We start from the raw sequence: 23120 nt of genomic DNA on the forward strand, positions 1-23120 counted from the left end.
GACCTGCGTGCTGGAGCCGGCGGGGGAGGTCGGGAGCGACACGTTCGAGCGGGCGGTCGACCTCGGGCGGTTCGACCCGCGCGCACGGCGGACGTTGGTCGCCGCCGCGGCGACAGGTGTCGTCGGCATGATCTTTGCCGGATGGCCCGTGGTGTGGCACCTCCTGGACACGGCCGCGGTCCTCGGCGACGCGGCCGGGAGCGGTGCGCCCTCGGCGCTGGACGGGGACCGGGTTTACTTGCGGCTGTACACCGCGGCGTACGTCGTCTCGATCCTCCCGTTCGTGATCGCGGTGGTCGCCTATCTCCTCTGGCGCCGGGGGCACGCCGCTGCCGACCGGTTGCCGACGCGGCTCCTGGTCGCCCTGGCTGCCCTGTTCGCCCTGCAGCTCACGTCGGTCGCGGTGGCCTGGGGTGATCAGTACACCGGTCGCGCGATCCAGGAATCGTTGGAGGACGTGGGCGTCAGTTGGTGGGGTCGCGACGTGATCGAGCGAGCCTGGTACGCCGGCTACGCGACCCAGGCCGCGACGGCGGCCCTGTGCTCCGCCGTGCTCGGGCTTGACCCGCGTCGGGGGTGGTGGGTGTTCGCGATCGGCTTCGTCGCCGTGGTGCCCGCCGGGTGGCTGGTCCTGGGCGGGCCGTACCTGGGCTGACTCCAGGCCTGATAGCCTCAGGGCCTATGCGGAACCAGAGCCTGCTTCTTCTCTGCCGCGTCGAGGTCCTCTAGGTCGGACCCCTCGGCGCGGAGTTTGTCACGTCCCGGCCGCACGTCAGCCCCTGACGGACCATCACAGACAAACACCCCGAGGAATCCGATGAACGCCTACGTCTCCACCCCCCAGCAGCCGAGCGGGATGCCGTTCCAGCGCTACGCGCCGTTCGTGCCCGTCGACCTGCCGGACCGCACCTGGCCCGCGACGACCATCACGAAGGCCCCGCGCTGGTGCGCGGTCGACCTGCGCGACGGCAACCAGGCCCTGATCGACCCGATGACCCCCGCGCGCAAGCTGGCGATGTTCCAGCTGCTCGTCCGCATGGGCTACAAGGAGATCGAGGTCGGCTTCCCCAGCGCGAGCCAGACCGACTACGACTTCGTCCGCCAGCTCATCGAGGGCGACCACATCCCCGACGACGTGGTCATCCAGGTGCTGACGCAGTGCCGTGAGCCCTTGATCGACCGCACCTTCGAGTCGCTGGTCGGCGCCAAGCAGGCCATCGTCCACTTCTACAACTCCACCTCGACGCTGCAGCGCCGGGTCGTGTTCGGGCTGGACAAGGACGGCATCACCGACATCGCGACGCAGGGCGCGCGTCTGTGCATGAAGTACGCCGAGATCCACACCCCCGACACGAAGATCTTCTACGAGTACTCGCCGGAGTCCTACACGGGCACCGAGCTGGACTACGCGCTCGAGGTCTGCAGCGCGGTCATCGACGTCATCGACCCGACGCCGGAGTGGCCGCTGATCATCAACCTGCCGGCGACGGTCGAGATGGCCACGCCCAACGTCTACGCCGACTCGATCGAGTGGATGCACCGCCACCTGCCGCGCCGCGACAGCATCATCTTGTCGCTGCACCCCCACAACGACCGGGGCACGGGCGTCGCGGCGGCCGAGCTGGGCTACATGGCCGGCGCCGACCGCATCGAGGGCTGCCTGTTCGGCAACGGCGAGCGCACGGGCAACGTGTGCCTGGTGACGCTGGGCATCAACATGTTCAGTCAGGGCATCGACCCCGAGATCGACTTCAGCAACATCGACGAGGTACGCCGCACGGTCGAGTACTGCAACGAGCTGCCGGTGCCCGAGCGGCACCCGTACGGCGGCGACCTGGTCTACACCGCGTTCAGCGGCTCGCACCAGGACGCGATCAAGAAGGGCTTCGAGCACATGGCGGTCGACGCCGCGGCCGCGGGCCGCGACGTCGACGACATGCCGTGGGCGGTGCCCTACCTGCCGATCGACCCGAAGGACGTGGGCCGGTCGTACGAGGCGGTCATCCGGGTCAACAGCCAGTCCGGCAAGGGCGGCGTCGCGTACATCCTCAAGAACGACCACCAGCTGGACCTGCCGCGCCGCCTGCAGATCGAGTTCAGCCAGGTCGTCCAGGGCCTCACCGAGGGCGAGGCCGGAGAGATCGAGCCGGCCGAGATCTGGGCGGCGTTCCAGCGCGAGTACCTCGAGCGCGAGGCTCCCTACTCGTTGATCACCTACAGCTCGGTCACCTCGGCCGACGGCAGCGACCAGCAGGTCGTCGAGATGCAGGTGCGCGGCGAGGTGCAGGAGTTCAAGGGCGAGGGCAACGGCCCGGTCGCGGCCTTCATCGAGAGCCTGCGCCAGGCCGGCGCCGACATCCGTCTGCTGGACTACTCCGAGCACGCCCTGTCCTCGGGTGGTGACGCATTCGCCGCGGCGTACGTCGAGTGCGACGTCGCGGGCGAGACCGTGTGGGGCGTCGGCATCCACGAGAACATCGTCACCGCCTCGCTGCGGGCGGTCGTCTCGGCGGCCAACCGCGCCGCGGCCCAGACGATCCCGGCCCAGACGATCTCGGCCTAGCCGATCGCGGCCGCGCTGCGCCGCTGGTCGACCACGAGGGTCACCAGCGCCAGCGCGGCCAGCACGGCGGCCGCACCCGAGAACGCGATGCCGGTGGCGTCGAGACCCCAGCGGTCCGACGCGATGCCGCTGCCGATGACCGGCACCGAGATCGCAACGTAGGCGACCACGAAGAACGCCGACGTCGTGCCGGCCCGCTCGTGGGCCGCCACCCGGGTGAGCACCGCCGCGAGGCCCTTGCTGAACGAGACGCCCTGGCCGGCGCCCGCGACCACCGCGGCGGCGAGCATGAGCCACAGCGACCTCTCGACCAGCGAGGTCGTGAAGAGCGCGAGACCCACGACCAGCAGGCCGCACCCCAGGTTGACGCCCGGATCGGTGGGCACGCGGTGCAGCAGCACCTGCGCGACGACCGAGGCGGCGAAGAGGGCGAACACGACCGAGACCGAGACGAGCGGGGTGGGGGAGTCGACCGCCTCGGCAACGAAGCGTGGCGACACCGCGGTGAACAGACCCGATACGGCGAATCCCGCGAAGCCGGCGATGCCCGCCCCGATGAACGTCGTGCGTGCCGCGGCCGGGACGAGCGGACGCTGCAGGCGTGGGCGGGTGCCACTGGCGACGTCGACGGTCTCGGGCACCTGGCTGAGGAGCACCAGCACGAGCAGCGCGGCGATCGCGTGCACCACGAACGTCAGGTGCAGGGGCCACGCGAAGGCGTCCACCAGCGTGGCGGCCACGACCGGGCCCAGACCCAGCCCGCCGATGTTGGCGACCGTCGCGACGAGCGGTGCGCGGGCCCTCCACCGCTCGGGGGCGGCCTCGATGACCGCGGCTGTCGCGGCGCCGACGTAGATGCCGGCGGAGATCCCGGACACCGCCCGGGCCACGAGCAGGAGCCAGGTGGTGTCCGCGACGAGGAAGAGCAGGTCGCTCGCGAGGGAGATCGCCAGGCCCGCGAGCAGCAGCGGGCGTCGGCCGATCGCGTCGGACCAGCGTCCGAACAGGAGCAGTGCCGCCAGGACCCCGAACGCGTAGGTCGCGAAGACGATCGTGATCGTGGTCAGGGAGAAGCCGATCTCGTCCTGGTAGAGCCCGTAGAGCGGGGTCGGCAGCGTCGTGCCGATCATCGTGACCATGAAGGCCAGCACGATGACGGCGAATGCGCGAGCGCCGGCGAGTCGAGGCATGGGAGGGCTCCTGAGGGGGACCACGGGGTCAACTCCGGTGTGCCCTGCACGCGTCCCGAGCGCCGTGTGAGGTGCACCACTGGTGTACCGACCAGCCGGTACACAGACGACGGCCGGTGGGCGGTACGCTCGCTGTGACGCCGGTCACCACCGGCGCATCGGTGTGCTCCGCCGGACCGGCGGAGTCGTGAGGAGGATTCCGTGACGCGCATCATCAACCAGGTCGCCGTGTTCGGGCTCGGCAAGGTCGGCGAGCTCGTCGCCGACCTGCTCGGCGAGTCGGGCTTCAAGGTCGTCGGCTACGACGCAGCTCCCCGTGACGACCTCGCCTTCGAGGTCAAGGCGCTCGACGTCAGGGACGCCGCCGGTCTGCGCGACTCGCTCCGCGGCGTCGACGCGGTCGTGTCCTGCCTGCCGTACCACCTCAACATCGACGTCGCCGAGGCCGCGTACGACGCGCAGGTCCACTACTTCGACCTGACCGAGGACGTGCCCACCACGAACCGGGTCATCGAGCTCGCGTCGGACCGCCCCGCCACGGCGTTCGCGCCGCAGTGCGGGCTCGCGCCGGGACTCATCGGCATCATCGGTGCCTCGATCGCGAAGACGTTCGACGACATCCGCTCGATCGAGCTCAAGGTCGGCGCGCTGCCGCAGAACCCGACCGGTCTGCTGGGCTACGCGATCAACTGGTCGCCCGAGGGCGTCGTCAACGAGTACCTCAACGACTGCGAGGTGCTGCGCCAGGGCCACCGCCAGATGGTGCCCGCCATGACCGAGAAGGAGCGGGTCCTCATCGGCGGCATCGAGCTCGAGGCGGCGCTGACGTCCGGCGGTCTCGGCACGATGTGCGAGACGTACGAGGGCCGCGTCAGCCGACTGGACTACAAGACGCTGCGCTATCCCGGTCACTTCGACCAGATGCACTTCCTGTTCGACGAGCTCAACCTGCGCGAGCGCCGTGACCTGGTCGGCCAGATGCTGGTCGACTCCAAGCCGCCGGTCAACGACGACGTGGTCTACATCCACGCCGCGGTCGAGGGCGTCAAGGCCGGCAAGCCGTTCCGTGAGAACCACGTCCGGGCCTACAAGCCGCTCGACATCTCGGGCCGCACGTGGCGTGCGATCTCGTGGACGACGGCCGCCTCCGCGGTGAGCGTCGTCGAGCTGGTCGCGGACGGGGTGCTGCCTGGGGCAGGATTCATCAAGCAGGAGGACATCACGCTGGAGGCGTTGTTCTCGACTCAGGCCGGCCGGCACTTCGCCGAGCAGGGAAAGGTGTGAACCAGTGACGGACATCGCGACACGTACGCAGCAGATCCTCGAGCGCCTCGGGGCGGGTGACCCCTTCACCGCCGACGGTGACCTGGTCAGCCGGTCGCCGATCGACGGCAGCGAGCTCGGTCGGCTCCGCTCGCACACCGCCGACGAGGCGTCCGAGCTCATCGGCCGGGCCCAGCAGGCGTTCGAGCAGTGGCGGACCGTCCCGGCGCCGGTGCGCGGCCAGTACGTCCGTGAGCTCGGCAACCTCCTGCGTGAGCACAAGGACGATCTCGGCGCGCTCGTGTCCATCGAGGCGGGCAAGATCGTCTCGGAGGGCCTCGGCGAGGTGCAGGAGATGATCGACATCTGCGACCTGGCCGTCGGCCTGTCGCGCCAGCTGCACGGCCTGACCATCGCCACGGAGCGTCCCGGTCACCGCATGATGGAGCAGTGGCACCCGCTGGGCGTCGTCGGCGTCATCTCGGCGTTCAACTTCCCGGTCGCGGTGTGGTCGTGGAACGCTGCTCTCGCCTTCGTCTGCGGCGACGCCGTGGTGTGGAAGCCGTCGGAGAAGACCCTGCTGACGGCGCTCGCCTGCCAGGCGCTCGCGGCCGAGGCCGGTCGACGCGCCGGCGTGCCGGAGGGTCTGTCGGCCGTCCTCGTGGGCGACCGCACGGTGGGCGAGGTGCTGGTCGACGACCCCCGCGTGCCGCTGGTCTCGGCCACCGGCTCGACCCGCATGGGCAAGGAGGTCGCGCCGCGCGTGGCCGCCCGGCTGGGGCGCTCGCTGCTCGAGCTCGGCGGCAACAACGCCGCGATCGTGGCCCCGTCGGCCGATCTCGAGCTCGCGGTGCGCGGCATCGTGTTCTCCGCGGTCGGCACGGCCGGCCAGCGGTGCACGTCGCTGCGCCGCGTGATCGTGCACGAGTCGATCAAGGACGACCTGGTCGCCCGGCTCAGGGCCGCGTACGAGACGCTCTCGATCGGCTCGCCGCTCGAGTCCTCGACGCTGGTCGGGCCGCTGATCGACGAGAGCGCGTACGCGGGCTTCGAGAAGGCCGTCGCCCAGGCGCAGGCCGACGGGGGCGAGCTCGTCACGGGCGGCACCCGGGCCGAGGTCGACGGCGACGGGTTCTACGTCCGTCCCGCGATCGTCGACATGCCCAAGCAGACCGAGATCGTCAAGGCCGAGACCTTCGCGCCGCTGCTGTACGTCCTGACGTACACCGATCTCGACGAGGCCATGCGTCTGCACAACGAGGTAGCCCAGGGTCTGTCGTCGGCGATCTTCACCCTCGACGTCCGTGAGGCCGAGACGTTCATGTCCGTCGTCGGCTCGGACTGCGGCATCGCCAACGTCAACATCGGCACCTCGGGCGCCGAGATCGGCGGTGCGTTCGGCGGCGAGAAGGAGACCGGCGGCGGTCGCGAGTCCGGGTCGGACGCCTGGCGCAACTACATGCGTCGTGCGACCAACACGGTGAACTACTCGACCGAGCTGCCGCTGGCCCAGGGCGTGGAGTTCGGGTGAGCGACGCGCAGGACCGGGTGACTCCGACGGCGCTGCGCGCGAGGTTCGCGCGCAGCCTGTCGGAGCTCTACGGCTCCGAGGTGCCCGCGTACACGACGCTCGTGGAGGTGTCGGAGCAGGTCAATGCCGACGTCATGGCCTCCCGCGACGACGCCGAGCGCCTCGGCTCGATCGAGCGCGTGACGGCCGAGCGTCACGGGGCCATCCGGCTCGGGACGGCCGAGGAGATGGCGCAGGTCGCCCGCATCTTCGGCGCCTGCGGCATGTATCCGGTCGGGTTCTACGACCTGCGCGAGGCGAGCCCGCCGATCCCGGTCGTCTCGACCGCGTTCCGCCCGCTCGACCGTGCGGAGCTGGCGGCCAACCCGTTCCGGGTGTTCACCTCGCTGCTCGTGGTCGACGACCGGCGCTTCTTCGACGACGACCTGGAGGCCGAGCTGCGGACCTTCCTGGCCGAGCGCACCCTGTTCCCCGACGAGCTGCTGCAGCTGGCCGACCGCGCCGAGGCCGAGGCCGGGCTGTCACCGGCCGACGCGGATCGCTTCATCGAGCTGGCCACCGCGGCGTTCGAGCTGTCGCCCGAGCCGGTCGACCGAGCCTGGTACGCGCGGCTCGAGGCCGTCTCGAGCGTCGCGGCCGACATCGGGGGCGTCGCCTCGACCCACATCAACCACCTCACCCCGCGCGTGCTGGACATCGACGCGCTCTACGCGCGGATGACCGATCGCGGGATCGAGATGATCGATCGGATCCAGGGGCCTCCCCGCACCGACAAGCCCGACGTCCTGCTGCGGCAGACGTCATTTCGTGCGCTGGCCGAGCCGCGGACGTTCCGCGACGCCGACGGGTCGCTGTCGACCGGCGAGCTGCGGGTCCGGTTCGGCGAGGTCGAGGCACGGGGCGTCGCCCTGACGCCCAAGGGACGCGAGCTCTACGACAGTCAGGGCATCGACGCGTTCCCGGCGACGGACGAGGAGCTGGACGCGCGCGACCTGGCCTACTTCGTGCGCGACCCGAGCGGCGCGCTGGCGCCGATCGTGTACGAGGACTTCCTGCCCAAGTCGGCGGCCGGCATCTTCGCCTCCAACCTCACGAGCGACGGCAACGTGGACGCGACGCGCGAGGGCGCGGCTCGTGACGCGGGCTGGCTCCAGGCCGTCCTCGGCCGTGAGCTCCACGACCCGTACGCGCTCTACGACGCCGAGCGCGCCGCGGGAGCGGTGGGCTAGCACCAGATCGCGGGGGAGAGCTGGTCGCGGGGCTCCGGCGGCAGCCGCTCGGCCTGCCCGAGGAGGAGCCGGCGAGCGGTCCATGCCGTGGCGGCCGCGTCGAGCACGTCGTCGACCGCGACGCCCCGGCGTGCGTGCGCCTCGACGGCCAGACCGTGGTCGGCCAGCAGCCGTCGTCGGTGCGCCTCGCCGGCCGCGGTCGTCTTGCCGTCCACCAGGACCGCGCCGTTCATCGCCGCGAAGCAGACCTCCGGGTGCGCCTCGACGACCGGCACCGTCGGCCGGGTCGTCAGCCACTCGTGGACGTCGCGGATCTTCGGCACGAGGTACCAGGTCTGCTTGCTGAGCCCCAGGCCGAGCGCGGCCCGGTTCGCGCTGTTCGCGGCGTGGTAGTCCGGCTGGTCGAGCACCGCCCGGGCCGGGGCGTTGAAGACCGTCGATGCGCGGCCCGGCAGCTGTCGCCGGGCCAGCTTCTCCGCCGTACGTGGCTCGGCTGTCGGCAGGCCGATCGGGATGTCGATCGCGACGGCTGCGACGTCGCCGGCCGCGGCCACGAGCTCGGCGATCGTCGGCGCGACCACGACCTCGGTGGCGTCCTCGTCCCACCGGACGCCCACCCATCCGAGCCTGCATCCGTCCACCCCGAGCACCGCCATGATGACGATCCTGCCAGTGGATTCTGTCGGTGGCCGGGCGGACAGTGGGTCCATGAGCAAAGACATACAGATCACCTATGACTGCGCCGACCCCGCGGCCCTCGCGGCGTTCTGGGCCGAGGCGCTGGACTACGAGCTGCAGCCCCCGCCCGGGGGCTTCGAGACCTGGGAGGCAGCCCTCGCCGCGCTGGGGGTGCCGGAGAGCGAGTGGAACAGCCGGAGCGCGATCGTGCCTGCGGACGACGACGGCCCGCGGCTGTTCTTCCAGCGGGTGCCGGAGGGCAAGTCGGCCAAGAACCGCGTCCACCTCGACGTGCGCGTCGCACCCGGGCTCGCGGGGGACGAACGGATGGCGGCGCTGGAGACCGAGGCCGAGCGCCTCGGCGCCCTGGGTGCGACCCGGGCCTACCGGATCGATCCCAGCCCGCCCATGGAGGCCGGGTTCATCACGATGCACGACCGGAGGGCAACGAGTTCTGCCTCGATTGACGTGGGGCGGCGAGCCGGGGCCGGCCTGTCACCCCCGCACGGCACAATGGACGGGTGAGCCTCTACCGCGACACCGGCATCGTGCTGCGGGTCCACAAGCTGGGTGAAGCCGATCGCATCATCACGCTGCTGACCCGCGAGCGCGGTCTCGTGCGCGCCGTCGCCAAAGGTGTGCGCAAGACCACGTCGCGCTTCGGCGGTCGGCTCGAGCCGTTCATGCACGTCGACCTGCAGCTGGCCGAGGGGCGCTCGCTCGACATCATCACGCAGGCCGAGACGATCAACGCCTTCGCCCGCGACCTGGGCTCGGACTACGCCGCGTACACCGCCGGCACCGCGATGCTCGAGACCGCCGAGCGGCTCGTGCAGGAGGACGGTGAGCCCGCCGTCGCCCAGCTCCAGCTGCTCACCGGAGCGCTGCGCGCGCTCACCGAGCACCGCATGACCCCGGGCCTGATCCTCGACTCCTATCAGCTGCGTGCGCTGTCGATCGCGGGCTACGCGCCGACGTTCGACGGCTGCGCCCGCTGCGGCGAGGAGGGTCCCCACCGCAACTTCCACGCGGCGTCCGGCGGCATGCTGTGCGACGGCTGCCGGGTCACCGGCTCGGCCGCGCCGTCGCCGTTCACCGTCACGCTCCTCGCGGGCCTGCTGAGCGGCGACTGGGCCACGGTCGGCACGTCCGACGACCGGTCCCGGCGCGAGGCCAGCAGCATCATCAACGCCTATCTGTCCTGGCACCTCGAGCGCGGCCTGCGCTCGTTGAGCCACGTGGACCGGTGAAGCGGGAGGTCCGCCGGCCCGTGCCGCACCCCTCGGGTGCCACGCCGCCGAGCATCCCGATCGAGCAGGTGCCGCGTCACGTCGCGATCGTCATGGACGGCAACGGGCGCTGGGCCAAGCAGCGTGGCCTGCCACGCACCGCAGGCCACGAGATGGGCGAGGCCGCACTGTTCGACGTCGTGGAGGGCGCGATCGAGATCGGCGTCAAGGCGATCTCCGCCTACGCATTCTCCACCGAGAACTGGAAGCGCTCGCCCGACGAGGTGCGCTTCCTGATGGGCTTCAACCGCGACGTCATCCGCCGTCGCCGCGACGAGATGCACGAGCTCGGCGTCCGCGTGCGGTGGGCCGGTCGGCGTCCGCGCCTGTGGCGCAGCGTCATCAAGGAGCTCGAGACCGCGGAGGAGCTCACCCGCGACAATGACGTCCTGACGCTGACGATGTGCGTCAACTACGGCGGACGCGCCGAGATCGCCGATGCCGCCGCCGCCCTCGCCCGTGACGTCGCGGCCGGCCGGGTCAACCCCGACAAGATCGACGAGAAGGTGTTCGCCCGCTATCTCGACGAGCCCGACATGGAGGACGTCGACCTGTTCTGGCGCACGTCGGGGGAGCAGCGCACCAGCAACTTCCTGCTGTGGCAGTCCGCGTACGCCGAGATGGTGTTCAGCGACATCGCCTGGCCCGACGTCGACCGCCGCGCCCTCTGGACCGCGATCGAGGAGTACGCCGCCCGCAACCGCCGCTACGGCAGCGCCTGACCCGCCGCAGTTTCCCAGGAGAACCTGGGAAACTGTCACCTCACCCCTGTTGCAACGAGGGTGACGTGGCGGCAAAGGGGGATCTCCTGGGAATCAGCGGCGCCGGGCCCTACGGCCGCGCCTGGGCGATCGCAGCAGACCAGGTGCTCGAGCCGTCGAGGACGTCCGCGATCGTGGCCCGGAAGCCGGGGCACCGGGTCATGTCGTGGGCCTCGCACTCGAATGCGTGCACCGCCATGGCGCGCGAGCGGCGCATCTCCTCCATCCGGCGGTCGAGATCGGCGAGGTGCTCCTGCAGCACCGCGTGACGCCTCGACCCGTGATCGTCGGCGAGCAGCACGCCGATCTGGTCAAGGGTCATCCCGGCCGCCTTGGAGCGCACGATCACGGCGATGCGCACGAGGTCGTCGTCGCCGTACAACCGGCGGTCCGCGCCGTCGCGGGCCGGTGCCAGCAGGCCTTTGTCCTCCCAGTGCCGCAGCACGTGGGTCTCCAGCCCGAACCGGGCCGCGGTGTCGCCGATCGATCGAAGGCTTGACTTCATGTTGACATGAACTCACAGAGTGGGGGCTCAGGCAACCACCAAGGAGAACCACCATGCTCGACACCATCGTCATCGGCGGCGGACCGGCCGGTCTGCAGTCCGCCCTCACGCTCGGCCGCATGCACCGGGACGTGCTGCTGCTCGACTCCGGCAGCTATCGCAACGGCACGGTCGAGCACATGCAGAACGTCATCACCCACGACGGCCGCGATCCCGCCGAGCTGCGGCTCCTGGCCCGGAAGGACCTCGCGGCGTACAGGACGGTCGAGCTCCGCGAGGCGTCTGCTGACATCGTGCGCCAGGCCGAGGACGGTTTCGAGGTCGTCGTGGGTGACGAGGTCCTGGCGAGCCGGACGATCATCCTGGCGACCGGCGTGCGCGACACGCTCCCGGACGTCCCCGGGGTCGCCGAGGCGTGGGGCCGGGAGATCGCGTCCTGCCCGTTCTGCCACGGGCACGAGCTCGCGGCAGGTCGCGTCGCGCTGCTCGGCGCCGGGCAGCAGAGCGCACACCTGGCCTCGCTGCTGGCGGGGCTCGGTGGAGAGCTCGTCGTGCTGGCGGACGGCGAGGTGCCGGACGACGACGTCGCCGCGAGGCTCGAGGCGCTCGCCGTCGACGTCAGCCCGGAGAAGGTGCAGCAGGTCGAGCGCGTCGACGGTGGCCTGCTGGTGCACCTCGACGGGGGCGAGGCCCTCGCCGTGCGCGGCATGTTCGTCGCCACCCGGATCAGCCAGTCGGCCCCCTTCGGCGAGCAGCTCGGCCTCGACCTGCTGCCGTCCGGGTGCATCGAGGTCGATGCGATGGGTCGTACGAGCCTCGCGGGGGTCCTCGCAGCGGGCGACCTGGCCCACGTCTCCGCCCTGCCCGGGCCCATGCCATCGGTCGCGGGCGCCATGTCCGCAGGGCTCACAGCCGCCGCCGTCTGCCACATGGAGCTGGCCCAGCGTGGTTGACGCGCGGGGGAGGAGAACCCCGGAACCTGCCACGTCACCCCTGTTGCAACGAGGGTGACGTGTCGGGAAAGGGGGATCTCCTGGGAATCAGCGGCGGCGCAGCAGCCGGGACAGGGCAGCGAGTCGCTGTTAGCCTCTGCGCATGAGACGCGTGATGGTGAGCGTCCTCGGGGTGCTGCTGCTGGTCAGCGCGTGCGGGTCGTCGGGCGGCGGCAGCGACGAGGACAACGGCGAAGGTGGCAAGAAGGTGTCGTACGAGTCGGTGAAGTCCTCGGTCGATGACCTGACGGCGAAGATCCTCCCAGCACTTGCCTCGGGCTTGGACGGAGAGTTCCCACTCGTCCGCGGAAAGTTCACCGAGTGCGGCGTCGGGCCCAACAACCAGAAGTACTCGGTGCGCGGGGAGCTGCACTCGCAGGTCGACGACAATGCCGAGGCGGCGGAGAGCATCCGTGCCGTGCTGACCGATGCCGGTCTCGACGTCGAGATCACCGATGACCAGACGGTCAAGGGCACGATCGACGGGACGGATGTCGTCGTGCTGTCGAGCAGCGGGCGATCGGTGGGCGGGGTCATGATCCGGTCGTTCAGCCTCGATTCGGAGTGCCAGTGGTACTCCGAAGGCGATGCGGAAGCGATGCGGAAGATCGCTCCCAATGAGTACGGAAGCCCCGTGACCGGAGCCTCCTGAACCCTCGACCGTTGGCCTGACAGGCTGTTACGGTCAGCGCATGAGACGCGCCGACGAAGGCGTCCTCGGGGGCGAACCGCTCTTCCGGGTCCTGCGCGAGCAGCACCCGGATGTCGATCTGGTGATCCTGCCTCCGGTGGACGCCGCCCAGCCCGAACAGTCCCTTGCCGCAGCACCGGACGTCGCCACGACCGTCCGCGCCGCCCGGGCGGCGCTGGACGGCTTGCTCGAGGCGATCGGCCACCCGGACCCCGACGCCCGGCACGAGGCATGGCGCTTCGAGAACTCGGCATTCGTCCGCACATTTGTCGTCCGCGCCTCGCTGCGGGGTCTGCCCGAGGGCGAGGCCGTCCCGCTCCTGCGCCGCATCGGTGACACCCTCCTGGCCCAGGGCTGGGACGCCCGCGCGGTCGTGGACCGACCGGCAGAGCTGCTTGCCAGCGATGGACGTCATCTGCTCGACGCCGAGGTCGCCGCAGGATCGATCGACCTCCGGCTGGAGTCGATGAGCCTTGCCGCCGCGCCGGAGACGATCGACGCCGTCACGGAGACGCTGCGATGAGCTTCGTCGTGTGGACCGCCGCGCTGACCCGGGCAGCCGCGGGCTGGGACGATCAGGCCGAGGCACTGTCGCAGGCGCAGTCCAGCCTCAACAAGGTCGACCCCGAGCTGCTGGGCAGCCGTGTGTCGAGCGCCGCGACGGCGTTCCTCGAGACCTGGCGCACGGAGATCAAGGACCGGGTGGCCACGGCCGAGGCTCACGCAGACGCCCTGCGCACGAGTGTGGGCAGCTACCAGCAGGCGGACGACAGGGCCGTCCAGGACCTGCAACGGCTGCTGCCGTGGGACGACCGTGGCGTCGAGCCCGGCCCGCTCCCGCCGGTCCTCGCGCCCAGGACCCTGCCCGGCGTGGCGATGCCGCAATGACCGTCCACATCCCTGACCAGGTCGCCGTCATCCCCGAGATGGAGGTCGACCAAGGTGCCAAGGCGGTCACCGACCAGCTGCGCGCCACAGCGACCAAGACGGCGGACGTCGGCTCCTGGTCCGCTGAGAACGGCGCTCCCGATGGCTGGTCCGGCGATGCGGCCGAGGCGGCCAACCACGCCATGACGACCTTCAGCACGGCGGTCGACGCCGTCACGGCGGCGTTCACGACGGTCGCGGCCGCCTGTGACGCGTACGTCTCGCAGCTCGCCGTCCTGGCTGGTCAACGGCTCGACATGATGGAGACCCGGTCCGGGATCAACATCGACATCCAGACCTTGGTCGATCTCGTGAACTCCTCCGACGTCGAGGACGAGCCCGAGCTCCAGGTGCGGGCCGACGCGCTCAAGGCCCGCGTGACCCGGCTCGACGAGCGGCGGATCGCGTGGGAGGCGCGGGTCACGGCGAACGAGGACAAGCTCGTCGCGGCGTTCCGCTCGGCCGACACCGTGGGCGAGGGACGTGCACTCAGCACCAGCTCCGACCGGCCCGACGTGGACGCCCTCAACCGCGAGCTCGAGCAGAAGAACGGCGACCCGAAGGCGATCAATGCGTGGTGGATGGCGCTGACGCCCGCCGAGCGCGAGGCGCTGAAGATCGACAATCCCGATGCCGTCGGCAACACCGACGGCATCCCCGTGGATGACCGTGACGAGGCCAACCGGGCGTCCATGACGCGCGACATCGATCGGCTCCACGGGCTGGACAAGGAGCGCGAGCTCACGCCGGAGGAGCAGCAGCTGCTCAAGAACGCCGAGGCCGCGCGTGACGCGATCGACGCCGGAGCGACCGTCACCGATCCGTCCACGGGGCTGCCGGTCGACAGCAATCTCATCCTCTACCAGCCCGAGGCGATCCACGGCGATGGTGCCGCAGCAGTCGCCTACGGCAACCCCGACACGGCCGACAACACCTCGGTCGTCGTGCCAGGCATCATGAACACGATGGCATCGCTCGGCGCCAACGGGGAGAGCGCCCTCGACCTGTTTGCCCAGGCGAACAAGGCCGATCCTGGTGCGTCGAACGCCACGATCGCCTGGATCGGTTACGACTCGCCCGACTTCGACATGAGTCAGGCCAAGGATCCGGTCAACGCGATCGACATGGCGATGGTGAGCAACGAGGAGTTCGCCGAGGCGGGCGGCAAGCGGCTCTCGGCCTTCGTCGACGGTCTGCGGGCGTCCGACACCGGCGACCAGTCGCACCTGACCGTGATCGGGCACAGCTACGGCTCCACCACGGTGGCGCACGCCGCCCACGACGGCCTCGCGGCCGACGACCTCGTGCTGCTCGGCAGCCCAGGCGCGGGAGGCGACGCCCACGACGTGAGCGATCTCAACATGGGCGAGGGGCACGTCTACGTCGGTTCGCGCGACGAGGACTTCGTCACGTGGCTCGGCGGCGACACCCGTCTGGGTCTGGGGGAGGACCCGTCCCAGTCCTCGTTCGGCGCAGACCGCATCGACGTCGGCAACGGTGAGAGCTTCCACGCCGAGGACATCGGTGGGCAGGGGCTCAACAACCACACCTCGTACTTCGACCCGGGCAGCGAGTCCCTCGAGAACATCGCCGACATCACGGTCGGCAACGATCCGGAGACGATCGACGGTCGCGACCAGCCGGCGCGCGACTACCTGACCGACTACGCCAAGGACGAGGGGATCTATTACGGCAACCAGGTGTACGACAAGTACGTCGACCCGGTGGTCGACGGGGCCCGCGACGCCATCGACACCGCGAGCGACGTCCTGGAGAACACCGGCCGACTGCTGAGCCCGCCCATGCCGTCGTTCGGGGGCATGTTCGGCTGAGTGACGGGTGGGGAGCTCTTCCGCCGACGGGCATGTCGCCCGACAGCGATAGGCTGGGCCATATGCGCATCGCCAGATTTGCCGGGGACGACGATCCTCGTTTCGGAGTCATCGGGGACGACAACGGAGTCCCCACCATCGCTGTCCTGAACGGCGATCCGCTCTACGCCGGGCTCAACCTCAGCGGTCAGAAGATCCCGCTGGCGGACGTCCGCCTGCTCGCGCCGGTCATCCCGCGCAGCAAGGTCGTGTGTGTGGGCAAGAACTACGCCAAGCACGCCGCGGAGATGGGCGGGGAGGTGCCCGAGGAGCCGCTGATCTTCCTCAAGCCCAACACGAGCGTCATCGGCCCGGGCGACCCCATCTTCTACCCCGAGCAGAGCAGCAACGTGCACTTCGAGGGTGAGCTCGCGGTCGTCATCGGCCGCATCTGCAAGGACGTGTCCGTCGAGGACGCGCCCAAGGTGATCTTCGGCTACACCGTCGCCAACGACGTCACGGCCCGCGACCTGCAGGCCAAGGACGGCCAATGGGCGCGCGCCAAGGGCTTCGACACGTTCTGCCCGCTCGGCCCCTGGATCGAGACCGACTTCGATCCCTCGAACGTCCGCGTGACGACCGAGCTCGGCGGCGAGCTCAAGCAGGACGGGCGTACGTCGGACATGGTCTTCACCGTGCCCGACGTCATCGCGTACGTGTCGTCGTTCATGACGCTCCTGCCCGGCGACGTGATCCTCACCGGCACCCCTGACGGTGTCGGTCCCATGGAGGTCGGCGACTCGGTCAGCGTGTCGATCGAAGGCCTCGGAACTCTGACGAACTCGGTGGTGTCCCGCAATGACTGACCTGACCAGCACGACCGGCACGCGACCGGTCGTCGCCCGCTTCTGCCCGTCCCCGACCGGCAACCCGCACGTCGGCATGGCCCGCACGGCCCTGTTCAGCTGGGCGTTCGCCCGCCACCACGGTGGGAAGTTCGTCTTCCGCATCGAGGACACCGACACCTCACGCGACAACGAGGAGTCGTACCACCTGCTCGTCGAGGTCATGAAGTGGCTGGGGCTGGACTGGGACGAGGGACCCGAGGTCGGGGGACCGCACGGACCGTACCGCCAGTCCGAGCGCATGGACATCTACGCCGACGTGGCCCAGCGCCTGCTCGACGCGGGCTTCGCCTACAAGGCCTACGACACCGCCGAGGAGCTCGAGCAGCGCCGCAACGCGGCCAGGGCGGCCGGCAAGCCCAGCGGCTACGACGGTCTGCACCGCGACCTCACGCTCGAGCAGCAGGCCGCGTACGAGGCGGAGGGGCGCGAGCCGGTCATCCGGTTCAAGATGCCCGAGCGCACGTACACGTTCACCGACCTCGTGCGCGGTGAGATCACCTTCGACTCGGCCAACGTGCAGGACTACGTCCTCGTGCGGGCCAACGGACAGCCGCTGTACACGCTGACCAACCCCACCGACGACGCGATGATGGGCATCACCCACGTGCTGCGCGGCGAGGACCTGCTGAGCTCGACGCCGCGCCAGATCGCGCTGTACGAGGCGTTCGCGGAGATCGGCGTGGGCGGCGGCTTCACCCCCGAGTTCGGCCACCTTCCGTTCGTGATGGGGGAGGGCAACCGCAAGCTGTCCAAGCGCGATCCCGAGTCCAATCTGCTCGACTACAAGCCCAAGGGCTTCCTGCCCGAGGGTCTGCTCAACTACATGGCGTTGCTCGGCTGGTCGATCGCCGAGGACCGCGACGTGTTCTCGCTCGAGGAGATGGTGGAGGCCTTCGAGATCGGACGGGTCAACCCCAACCCCGCTCGGTTCGACATCAAGAAGGCCGAGGCGATCAACGGATCGCACGTACGGCTGCTGACCGACGAGCAGCTGCGCGAGCGCCTCACGCCGTACTTCCAGGAGGCCGGCCTGATCGACGAGACGCCCACGGTGTCCCAGATGGGCACCCTCGCGGCGGCGACGCCGCTCGTCCACGAGCGGATCACCCTGCTGACCGAGGCCGTCGACATGCTGCGCTTCCTGTTCGTCTCCGACGACGAGTTCGTGGTCGATGCGGCGGACGCGGCCAAGAACCTCGACGCGTCCGGTCTCGAGGTCGTCCGGGCGGCTCGTGACGCGCTCGACGCGATCCCCGGGGCCGCGGAATGGACGACCGGCACGATCGAGGGGGCCCTCCGCACGACCCTCATCGACGGCATGGGGCTCAAGCCGCGGCTCGCATTCGGCCCGGTTCGCGTTGCGGTGACGGGAAGTCGCATCTCCCCGCCGCTGTTCGAGTCGCTCGAGCTGCTGGGTCACCGCAAGACCATCGCGCGCCTCGATGCGGCCTTGGGGTGAGCCCGGTTTGAGTGCCGGGAGGTGCGTCAGGTAAAGTTTGACCTCGGTTCGGACAGCGTCCGAAACCGGTGGGATATGGTGTAATTGGCAACACAGCGGTTTCTGGTACCGCCATTCTAGGTTCGAGTCCTAGTATCCCAGCGACACCCTCCGAACAGCTCGAACAAGGGCTTTGGTAGGGTTTCATCCGGTCGAGAGACCAACTCCATGGCCCCGTTGTGTAGCGGCCTAGCACGTCGCCCTCTCAAGGCGGTAGCGCGGGTTCGAATCCCGTCGGGGCTACCATGGAAAAAAACCCCCTGACCTGCGGAAACGCGGGTCAGGGGGTTTTCCGTGTCCGGGGGCGATGATCAGGGCAGGGCGGCGAGGGTTCGTACGGCGTCCGGGCTCGCGTCGAGCGCGGTCACCACGCGAGCGATGCGCGAGGTGTCGTCGAACCCCACCAGTCGCTCGAGCTTCGCGACGACGTCGTCCGCCGACATCGGGAAGTGGTCGACGTCCCCGATCGGGTTGGGCACGCCGAGGCTGATCGCGGTGCCGTCGTGAAGCGTGATCGTCACCTCCGCCGGGCGTCGGTGGGGGAGCAGGGCGTCGAGGGCCGGGCTCGCCGTGACCTCGACGCGTGCACTCAGCTCCTGTGCCGCGAGGAACGTCGCACTGCCCGGGTCGAGCGTCGTCGCATCGATCGTGGGGCTGACGACCGCGGCAGCCACGACGAACGGCAGCGAGAACATCGCGCCGAGCCTGGACGTGGGATCGCGGACGAACAGGGGCTCGGCAAGTGAGTGGGTGCGCACCGTGACGTGGGCGACCTGGTCGGCAGTCACGCCGTACGAGGACCTGAGTGCCTGGACCGCGTCCACCGCGGCGTGGGTGTAGGAGCACGACGCGTGCTGCTTGGTGTAGCCCTCGGTCGTCAGCCACTCGTGCCCCAGTCCTTCGATCAGGACGGTCGGGTCGAGCGAACCGACGATGTCGCCGAGGGAGTGCTGGGCTCTGCCGGCGTTGTCGACCAGTCCGGCCAGGCTGAGGCGGGCTGCATCGAGACCGGCCCGGTTCGCCCCCGCGATCCACAGGTTCCGGCTGAAGCCGCCGCTCAGCACGACGGCCCACGGAGTGACCTGGACGAGTGAGGTCGAGGCGTCGATCGCGGCCGCGGTCTGGGCGGTGGTGGCGCCGAGGATGAGTGAGGCCGCACAGGCTGCGCCGGCCGCGCCCCAGTGCCCGTGGGGGTGCCAACGGGGATCGCGCGTCACGGCGCGACCGAAGCGTGCGGCGACCTCATAGCCCGCGGCGATCGCGTCGAGCAGCTGTCGGCCGGTCACGGGACGATCAGCGAGTCGGGCGGCCGCGATCGCCGCGAAGACGACATGGGCGGCGGGGTGCCCTGCAGCGTGCTTGTTGCCCTCGTCGAGCTCGAGGCAGCAGGCGGCGATCGCATCGAGGTGGGCCACGGTCTCGGCCGAGCCGGACAGCATGGATCCGGTCGTGGTGTGCGGACCGTCCTCGGCGCGCCACGCTGCCGCGAGCGCCCGGAGCTCGGGCGTCCTGTGGCCCGCGAGAGTGACGCCCAGGAGGTCGGTCAGCATGACCTCGATCCGGTCGCGGACATGAGACGGTACGCCCCCGCGGCGACATCGACTCGCCAGCTCTGCCAGCCTCTCGGTGGCTGCTTGCTGTTCCGCCAAGCGAAACATAAGATCCGTAGACACAGTCAATGACGCTACGTGGCGCGGTGGGGATCGTCAATCCTCGATCAGCGGACTGGCCAGTGACGAGAAGCATGACGGCGAGATCAGGGGTTCCCTTAGGCGTTGACGGCCGTTAGAGTGAGCCGGGACATCTGTTCCTCTGAGCGAAACGAGCGTCTCTGTGAGTGACCAGCCGATGCCGTTGTCCGGTGTCCGAGTGCTTGATGTGTCCACGATCCTTGCGGGGCCGCTGTGCTGTCAGATCCTCGGTGACTTCGGCGCGGACGTGGTCAAGATCGAGCATCCCGTCCACGGGGACAACATGCGCGGACATGGTGCGAGCAAGGACGGCGTCCCGCTGTGGTGGAAGGAGATCAGCCGCAACAAGCGAGCCGTCGCGCTCGATCTCAAGGCGCCCGGCGGGGCCGAGGTCTTCCGGCGCCTCGCCGCCGAGGTGGACATCGTGGTCGAGAACTTCCGGCCGGGAACGCTCGAGCGGTGGGGACTGGGCCCAGACGTCCTGCTCGCCGACAACCCCGGGCTCGTCCTGGCCCGGCTGACCGGATTCGGCCAGACCGGCCCCTACGCGGGCCGTCCCGGCTTCGGCACGCTGGCCGAGGCGATGAGCGGCTTCGCGGACGCCACCGGAGAGGCGGACGGCCCGCCCACGCTGCCCGCCTTCGGTCTCGCCGACAGCATCTGCGGGATCGCCGCGTCGTCGGCGGTCATGATGGCGCTGCGTCACCGTGACAGCACCGGCAAGGGCCAGGTGGTCGACCTCAGCATCCTCGAGCCGATCATGACCGCGGTCGGTCCCGCGCCCACCTACTACCAGCAGCTGGGCACGATCGCGCAGCGCCACGGGAACCGCTCGACCAACAACGCCCCGCGCAACACCTACCGGACCGCGGACGGGGCCTGGGTCGCGGTGTCGACGAGCGCGCAGCGGATCGCCGAGCGCGTCCTGACCCTCGTGGGGCACCCCGAGGTCATCGAGGAGGACTGGTTCGCCACCGGGAGTGGTCGTGCGGAGCACGTCGAGCTCCTCGACGCGTACGTCGGTGACTGGATCGCCGAGCGTGAGCGTACGGAGGTCCTGGACGTGTTCGAGAAGGCAGGAGCCGCGATCGCGCCGGTGTACGACGCTCGCGACATCACGCAAGATCCCCACATCAAGGAGACCCAGATGCTGCTCGAGGTCGACGACCCCGACGTCGGTCCACTGCTGCAGCACAACGTGATGTGGCGGATGAGCGAGAGCCCGGGCAGCATCCGGTTCACCGGTCGCGCGCTGGGCCAGGACACGCACGAGGTGCTCCGGGAATCGGGCTACAGCGACTCCGAGATCGCCGAGCTCACCGATGCAGGGGTCGTCCGATGAGCGACGCCCTCCTCGATGCGGTCCTGGGTGGGGTCGACGTGGTCGACCTGGGACGACAGCTCCGCGTCGGCATGCCGCAGTCGCCCAACCACCCCCAGTTCTGGCACACCCTGCCCCGGCGGCACGGCGACATGGTCCGCGCCGACGGCGGCAGCGCCGCGAACGACATGATCACGACCGGGACGCACGTCGGCACCCACATCGATGCACTGGCACACGTGTCCCACGACGGCGAGATGTTCGGCGGGGTCGATGCGATGGCTGCGGGCGTGGGCGGCAAGTACGACGAGCTCGGCGTGCACACGATCGCGCCGATGATGCGGCGTGGCGTCCTGCTCGACGTCCCGGCGGTGCTGGGCGTCGACGTGTGCGAGGGCGGCTACGAGATCACCGTCGCCGACCTGGAGTCGGCGGCCGAGCACGCGGGCGTCGAGGTGGGTGAGGGCGACGTGGTCCTCATCCGCAGCGGCTGGGGGAGCCTGTTCGCCGACGGTGCTCCCTACGTGGGCGGGCCCAGCGGCGTGCCGGGCATCGGCGAGGCCGGTGCGCAGTGGCTCGCGGAGCGGCGCGTCCACGCGGCCGGTGCCGACACGATCGCGTTCGAGCGGCTCGCCCCGGGCGGCGGCCACGCCCTGCTGCCGGCGCACCGCGTGCTGCTCGTCGAGAGCGGCATCTACATCATCGAGGCGCTCGACCTTGAGCAGCTGGCGGCACGGCGCCGGTACGAGTTCACGTTCGTGCTCATCCCGCTCAACATCTACGGAGCCACCGGCTCGCCGGTGCGTCCTCTCGCGGTGACGTCGGCATGAGCGGCCCCACGCTGGCCGAGCAGATCGCCGCATTCGCGGTCGCGACGACCTACGACGCGCTGCCCGCCGACGTCGTGGAGAGCGTCGGGATGCGCGTCCTGGACACGCTCGGGATCGCTGTCGCCGCCGCCGACCTCGACACCAGCCGTGCGGCCCGGTCGTGGGCGCGCGACCAGGCAGGCGGCGGCCCGGCCTCGGCGGTGGGCGTCGCGGAGCCGTTGCCGGCCAACCTGGCCGCGTTCGTCAACGGGGTGCTCGCGCACTCGCTCGACTACGACGACACCCACCTCCCGTCGGTGCTGCACCCGAGCGCGACCGTCGTCCCCGCGGCCCTCGCCGCAGCCCAGGCCCACGGGGCGGACGGTCGCGCGCTCGTGCGAGGCATCGCGATCGGCCTCGAGGTCTGCGTCCGTCTCGGCATGGCGGGCTACGACACCAGGACGAAGAACTCGACCTTCTTCGAGAACGGTCAGCACGCCACCTCCATCTGCGGCGCGATGGGCGGGGCCGTCGCGGCAGCCGTGATCGGCGGAGCCTCGGCCAAGGCGATCACCGACACGATGGGCGTCGCGGCGTCGATGGCGTCGGGCATCATCGAGGCCAACCGCACGGGCGGCACGGTGAAACGCATCCACTGCGGCTGGGCGGCCCATGCGGCGATCTCCGCCGCGAGCCTCGTCGAGTACGGGATCACCGGACCCCCGACGGTGCTCGAGGGTCGGTTCGGGTTCTTCCAGTCCTGGCTGCACGGCAACTACGATCCGGCCCAGGTCAGCGCCGACCTCGGCACGGCGTGGTCCGTGCCGGGGATCTTCGTCAAGCCCTATCCGGCCAACCACTTCACGCACGCGGCGGTCGACGCTGCGGCAGCGCTGCGCGCCGCGGGAGTCACCCCGGACGCCGTCCGGCGCCTGACCCTGGGCGTGCCCTCCCCGAACCTGCGGACGATCGGCGAGCCCATCGAGGTCAAGCGGGCACCGGAGACCGGCTACATGGCCCAGTTCAGCGGGCCGTACGCAGTCGCGGTGGGCCTGCTCGGCGGTCACGGACTCGGAGCCGGGCTGGAGGACTACACCGATGCGCTCGCGCAGGATCCGGCACGCCGCGCCCTCATGGCGAAGGTCGACGTGGTCGCCGACGCGCAGTGCACCGAGATCTTCCCCCACCAGTTCCCCGCGGTCCTGACGGCCGAGCTCGACGACGGGCGCGTCCTGGTGGAGAAGGTGCTGACCACCCGCGGTGGGCCCGATCGACCGTTGTCGTTCGATGAGATCGTCGCCAAGTTCGCGACCAATGCAGGACGTCAGCTCGACGACGCGGCGGTCTCCACCCTGGCCGACCTCTGTCGAGACCTGGCCGGAGCATCCACGATGGACGCGCTCCTTCGACCCCTCACCGCGATCGACGCGTGACCACCCGACCTCGCACGGTGCGACCGCCCG

22 protein-coding genes and 2 tRNA genes are annotated in these 23120 nt (G+C 70.2%); 20 read left to right on the top strand and 4 right to left on the bottom strand.

Annotation, left to right across the window (positions count from 1 at the left end; genetic code table 11):
* Window positions 1–7: 7 nt before the first annotated feature.
* Complete coding sequence (locus tag GEV26_RS05735; protein WP_153652173.1) at window positions 8–655, top strand: hypothetical protein; 648 nt, start codon at window positions 8–10, stop codon at window positions 653–655.
* A gap of 162 nt (window positions 656–817) precedes the next feature.
* Window positions 818–2563 (top strand): 2-isopropylmalate synthase, encoded by a 1746-nt coding sequence (gene leuA, locus GEV26_RS05740; RefSeq protein WP_153652174.1) that lies wholly within the window; start codon window positions 818–820, stop codon window positions 2561–2563.
* On the opposite strand, the gene GEV26_RS05745 is transcribed toward leuA, so the two are convergent.
* Complete coding sequence (locus GEV26_RS05745) at window positions 2560–3753, bottom strand: MFS transporter (protein WP_153652175.1); 1194 nt, start codon at window positions 3751–3753, stop codon at window positions 2560–2562. The two genes, leuA and GEV26_RS05745, sit on opposite strands and share 4 nt — an antisense overlap.
* Before the next feature lie 201 nt (window positions 3754–3954).
* On the opposite strand from GEV26_RS05745, the gene GEV26_RS05750 reads away from it, so the two are divergent.
* From GEV26_RS05750 to hglS, 3 genes are read left to right on the top strand one after another with little or no spacing between them, the layout of a single operon-like run.
* On the top strand, window positions 3955–5037 hold the full coding sequence (locus tag GEV26_RS05750; protein ID WP_208431029.1) for a saccharopine dehydrogenase family protein: 1083 nt from the start codon (window positions 3955–3957) through the stop codon (window positions 5035–5037).
* A 4-nt stretch (window positions 5038–5041) separates the two neighbouring features.
* Entirely contained in the window at window positions 5042–6547 is a 1506-nt protein-coding gene (gene amaB / locus GEV26_RS05755) for an L-piperidine-6-carboxylate dehydrogenase (RefSeq protein ID WP_153652176.1), read from the top strand.
* Window positions 6544–7776, top strand: a complete 1233-nt coding sequence (gene hglS / locus GEV26_RS05760; protein WP_208431030.1) for a 2-oxoadipate dioxygenase/decarboxylase — start codon at window positions 6544–6546, stop codon at window positions 7774–7776. Before amaB ends, hglS begins: the two co-directional genes overlap by 4 nt.
* On the opposite strand, the gene GEV26_RS05765 is transcribed toward hglS, so the two are convergent.
* On the bottom strand, window positions 7773–8432 hold the full coding sequence (locus GEV26_RS05765; RefSeq protein ID WP_194839976.1) for a DUF429 domain-containing protein: 660 nt from the start codon (window positions 8430–8432) through the stop codon (window positions 7773–7775). The two genes, hglS and GEV26_RS05765, sit on opposite strands and share 4 nt — an antisense overlap.
* A gap of 52 nt (window positions 8433–8484) precedes the next feature.
* Here GEV26_RS05765 and GEV26_RS05770 point away from each other — a divergent pair, with 52 nt between their 5' ends.
* Genes GEV26_RS05770 through GEV26_RS05780 form a run of 3 tightly spaced genes read left to right on the top strand, consistent with a single transcriptional unit; the run spans window position 8485 to window position 10465 of the window.
* On the top strand, window positions 8485–8979 hold the full coding sequence (locus GEV26_RS05770; RefSeq protein ID WP_243838954.1) for a VOC family protein: 495 nt from the start codon (window positions 8485–8487) through the stop codon (window positions 8977–8979).
* Window positions 8976–9704 (top strand): DNA repair protein RecO, encoded by a 729-nt coding sequence (gene recO / locus GEV26_RS05775; RefSeq protein WP_153652178.1) that lies wholly within the window; start codon window positions 8976–8978, stop codon window positions 9702–9704. Before GEV26_RS05770 ends, recO begins: the two co-directional genes overlap by 4 nt.
* Entirely contained in the window at window positions 9701–10465 is a 765-nt protein-coding gene (locus GEV26_RS05780; RefSeq protein ID WP_153652179.1) for an isoprenyl transferase, read from the top strand. The genes recO and GEV26_RS05780 overlap by 4 nt, the downstream gene beginning before the upstream one ends.
* Window positions 10466–10574: 109 nt before the next feature.
* Here GEV26_RS05780 and GEV26_RS05785 read toward each other — a convergent pair whose 3' ends face one another.
* Entirely contained in the window at window positions 10575–11009 is a 435-nt protein-coding gene (locus GEV26_RS05785; RefSeq protein ID WP_153652180.1) for a MerR family transcriptional regulator, read from the bottom strand.
* A 53-nt stretch (window positions 11010–11062) separates the two neighbouring features.
* Here GEV26_RS05785 and GEV26_RS05790 point away from each other — a divergent pair, with 53 nt between their 5' ends.
* The 9 genes from GEV26_RS05790 (at window position 11063) to GEV26_RS05830 (ending at window position 18082) form a co-directional block, all read left to right on the top strand.
* Window positions 11063–11962, top strand: a complete 900-nt coding sequence (locus tag GEV26_RS05790) for an NAD(P)/FAD-dependent oxidoreductase (protein ID WP_153652181.1) — start codon at window positions 11063–11065, stop codon at window positions 11960–11962.
* A gap of 142 nt (window positions 11963–12104) precedes the next feature.
* Complete coding sequence (locus GEV26_RS05795; protein WP_153652182.1) at window positions 12105–12653, top strand: hypothetical protein; 549 nt, start codon at window positions 12105–12107, stop codon at window positions 12651–12653.
* Window positions 12654–12693: 40 nt separating this feature from the next.
* On the top strand, window positions 12694–13215 hold the full coding sequence (locus GEV26_RS05800; protein ID WP_153652183.1) for a hypothetical protein: 522 nt from the start codon (window positions 12694–12696) through the stop codon (window positions 13213–13215).
* Complete coding sequence (locus tag GEV26_RS05805; protein WP_153652184.1) at window positions 13212–13580, top strand: WXG100 family type VII secretion target; 369 nt, start codon at window positions 13212–13214, stop codon at window positions 13578–13580. The genes GEV26_RS05800 and GEV26_RS05805 overlap by 4 nt, the downstream gene beginning before the upstream one ends.
* Window positions 13577–15451: an alpha/beta hydrolase gene (locus GEV26_RS05810; protein ID WP_153652185.1), complete on the top strand. Its 1875-nt coding sequence runs from the start codon at window positions 13577–13579 to the stop codon at window positions 15449–15451. Before GEV26_RS05805 ends, GEV26_RS05810 begins: the two co-directional genes overlap by 4 nt.
* A 62-nt stretch (window positions 15452–15513) precedes the next feature.
* Complete coding sequence (locus GEV26_RS05815; protein WP_153652186.1) at window positions 15514–16296, top strand: fumarylacetoacetate hydrolase family protein; 783 nt, start codon at window positions 15514–15516, stop codon at window positions 16294–16296.
* Window positions 16289–17797: a glutamate--tRNA ligase gene (gltX, locus tag GEV26_RS05820; protein WP_153652187.1), complete on the top strand. Its 1509-nt coding sequence runs from the start codon at window positions 16289–16291 to the stop codon at window positions 17795–17797. Before GEV26_RS05815 ends, gltX begins: the two co-directional genes overlap by 8 nt.
* Window positions 17798–17866: 69 nt before the next feature.
* Window positions 17867–17938, top strand: a tRNA-Gln gene (locus GEV26_RS05825).
* A gap of 68 nt (window positions 17939–18006) precedes the next feature.
* Window positions 18007–18082, top strand: a tRNA-Glu gene (locus GEV26_RS05830).
* A gap of 65 nt (window positions 18083–18147) precedes the next feature.
* On the opposite strand, the gene GEV26_RS05835 is transcribed toward GEV26_RS05830, so the two are convergent.
* Window positions 18148–19494: an MmgE/PrpD family protein gene (locus tag GEV26_RS05835; RefSeq protein WP_243838958.1), complete on the bottom strand. Its 1347-nt coding sequence runs from the start codon at window positions 19492–19494 to the stop codon at window positions 18148–18150.
* Window positions 19495–19684: 190 nt separating this feature from the next.
* Between GEV26_RS05835 and GEV26_RS05840 the strand changes: the two genes are divergently transcribed.
* Genes GEV26_RS05840 through GEV26_RS05850 form a run of 3 tightly spaced genes read left to right on the top strand, consistent with a single transcriptional unit; the run spans window position 19685 to window position 23090 of the window.
* Window positions 19685–20869: a CaiB/BaiF CoA transferase family protein gene (locus GEV26_RS05840; protein ID WP_194840017.1), complete on the top strand. Its 1185-nt coding sequence runs from the start codon at window positions 19685–19687 to the stop codon at window positions 20867–20869.
* Window positions 20866–21678, top strand: coding sequence for a cyclase family protein (locus tag GEV26_RS05845; protein WP_153652190.1), 813 nt, complete (start codon window positions 20866–20868; stop codon window positions 21676–21678). The genes GEV26_RS05840 and GEV26_RS05845 overlap by 4 nt, the downstream gene beginning before the upstream one ends.
* Window positions 21675–23090 carry an MmgE/PrpD family protein gene (locus GEV26_RS05850; RefSeq protein WP_153652191.1) on the top strand — a complete coding sequence of 472 codons (1416 nt, stop codon included), beginning with the start codon at window positions 21675–21677 and terminating at the stop codon, window positions 23088–23090. The genes GEV26_RS05845 and GEV26_RS05850 overlap by 4 nt, the downstream gene beginning before the upstream one ends.
* Window positions 23091–23120 lie beyond the last annotated feature (30 nt).

It is taken from the genome of Aeromicrobium yanjiei (assembly GCF_009649075.1).
Lineage (GTDB): Bacteria > Actinomycetota > Actinomycetes > Propionibacteriales > Nocardioidaceae > Aeromicrobium > Aeromicrobium yanjiei.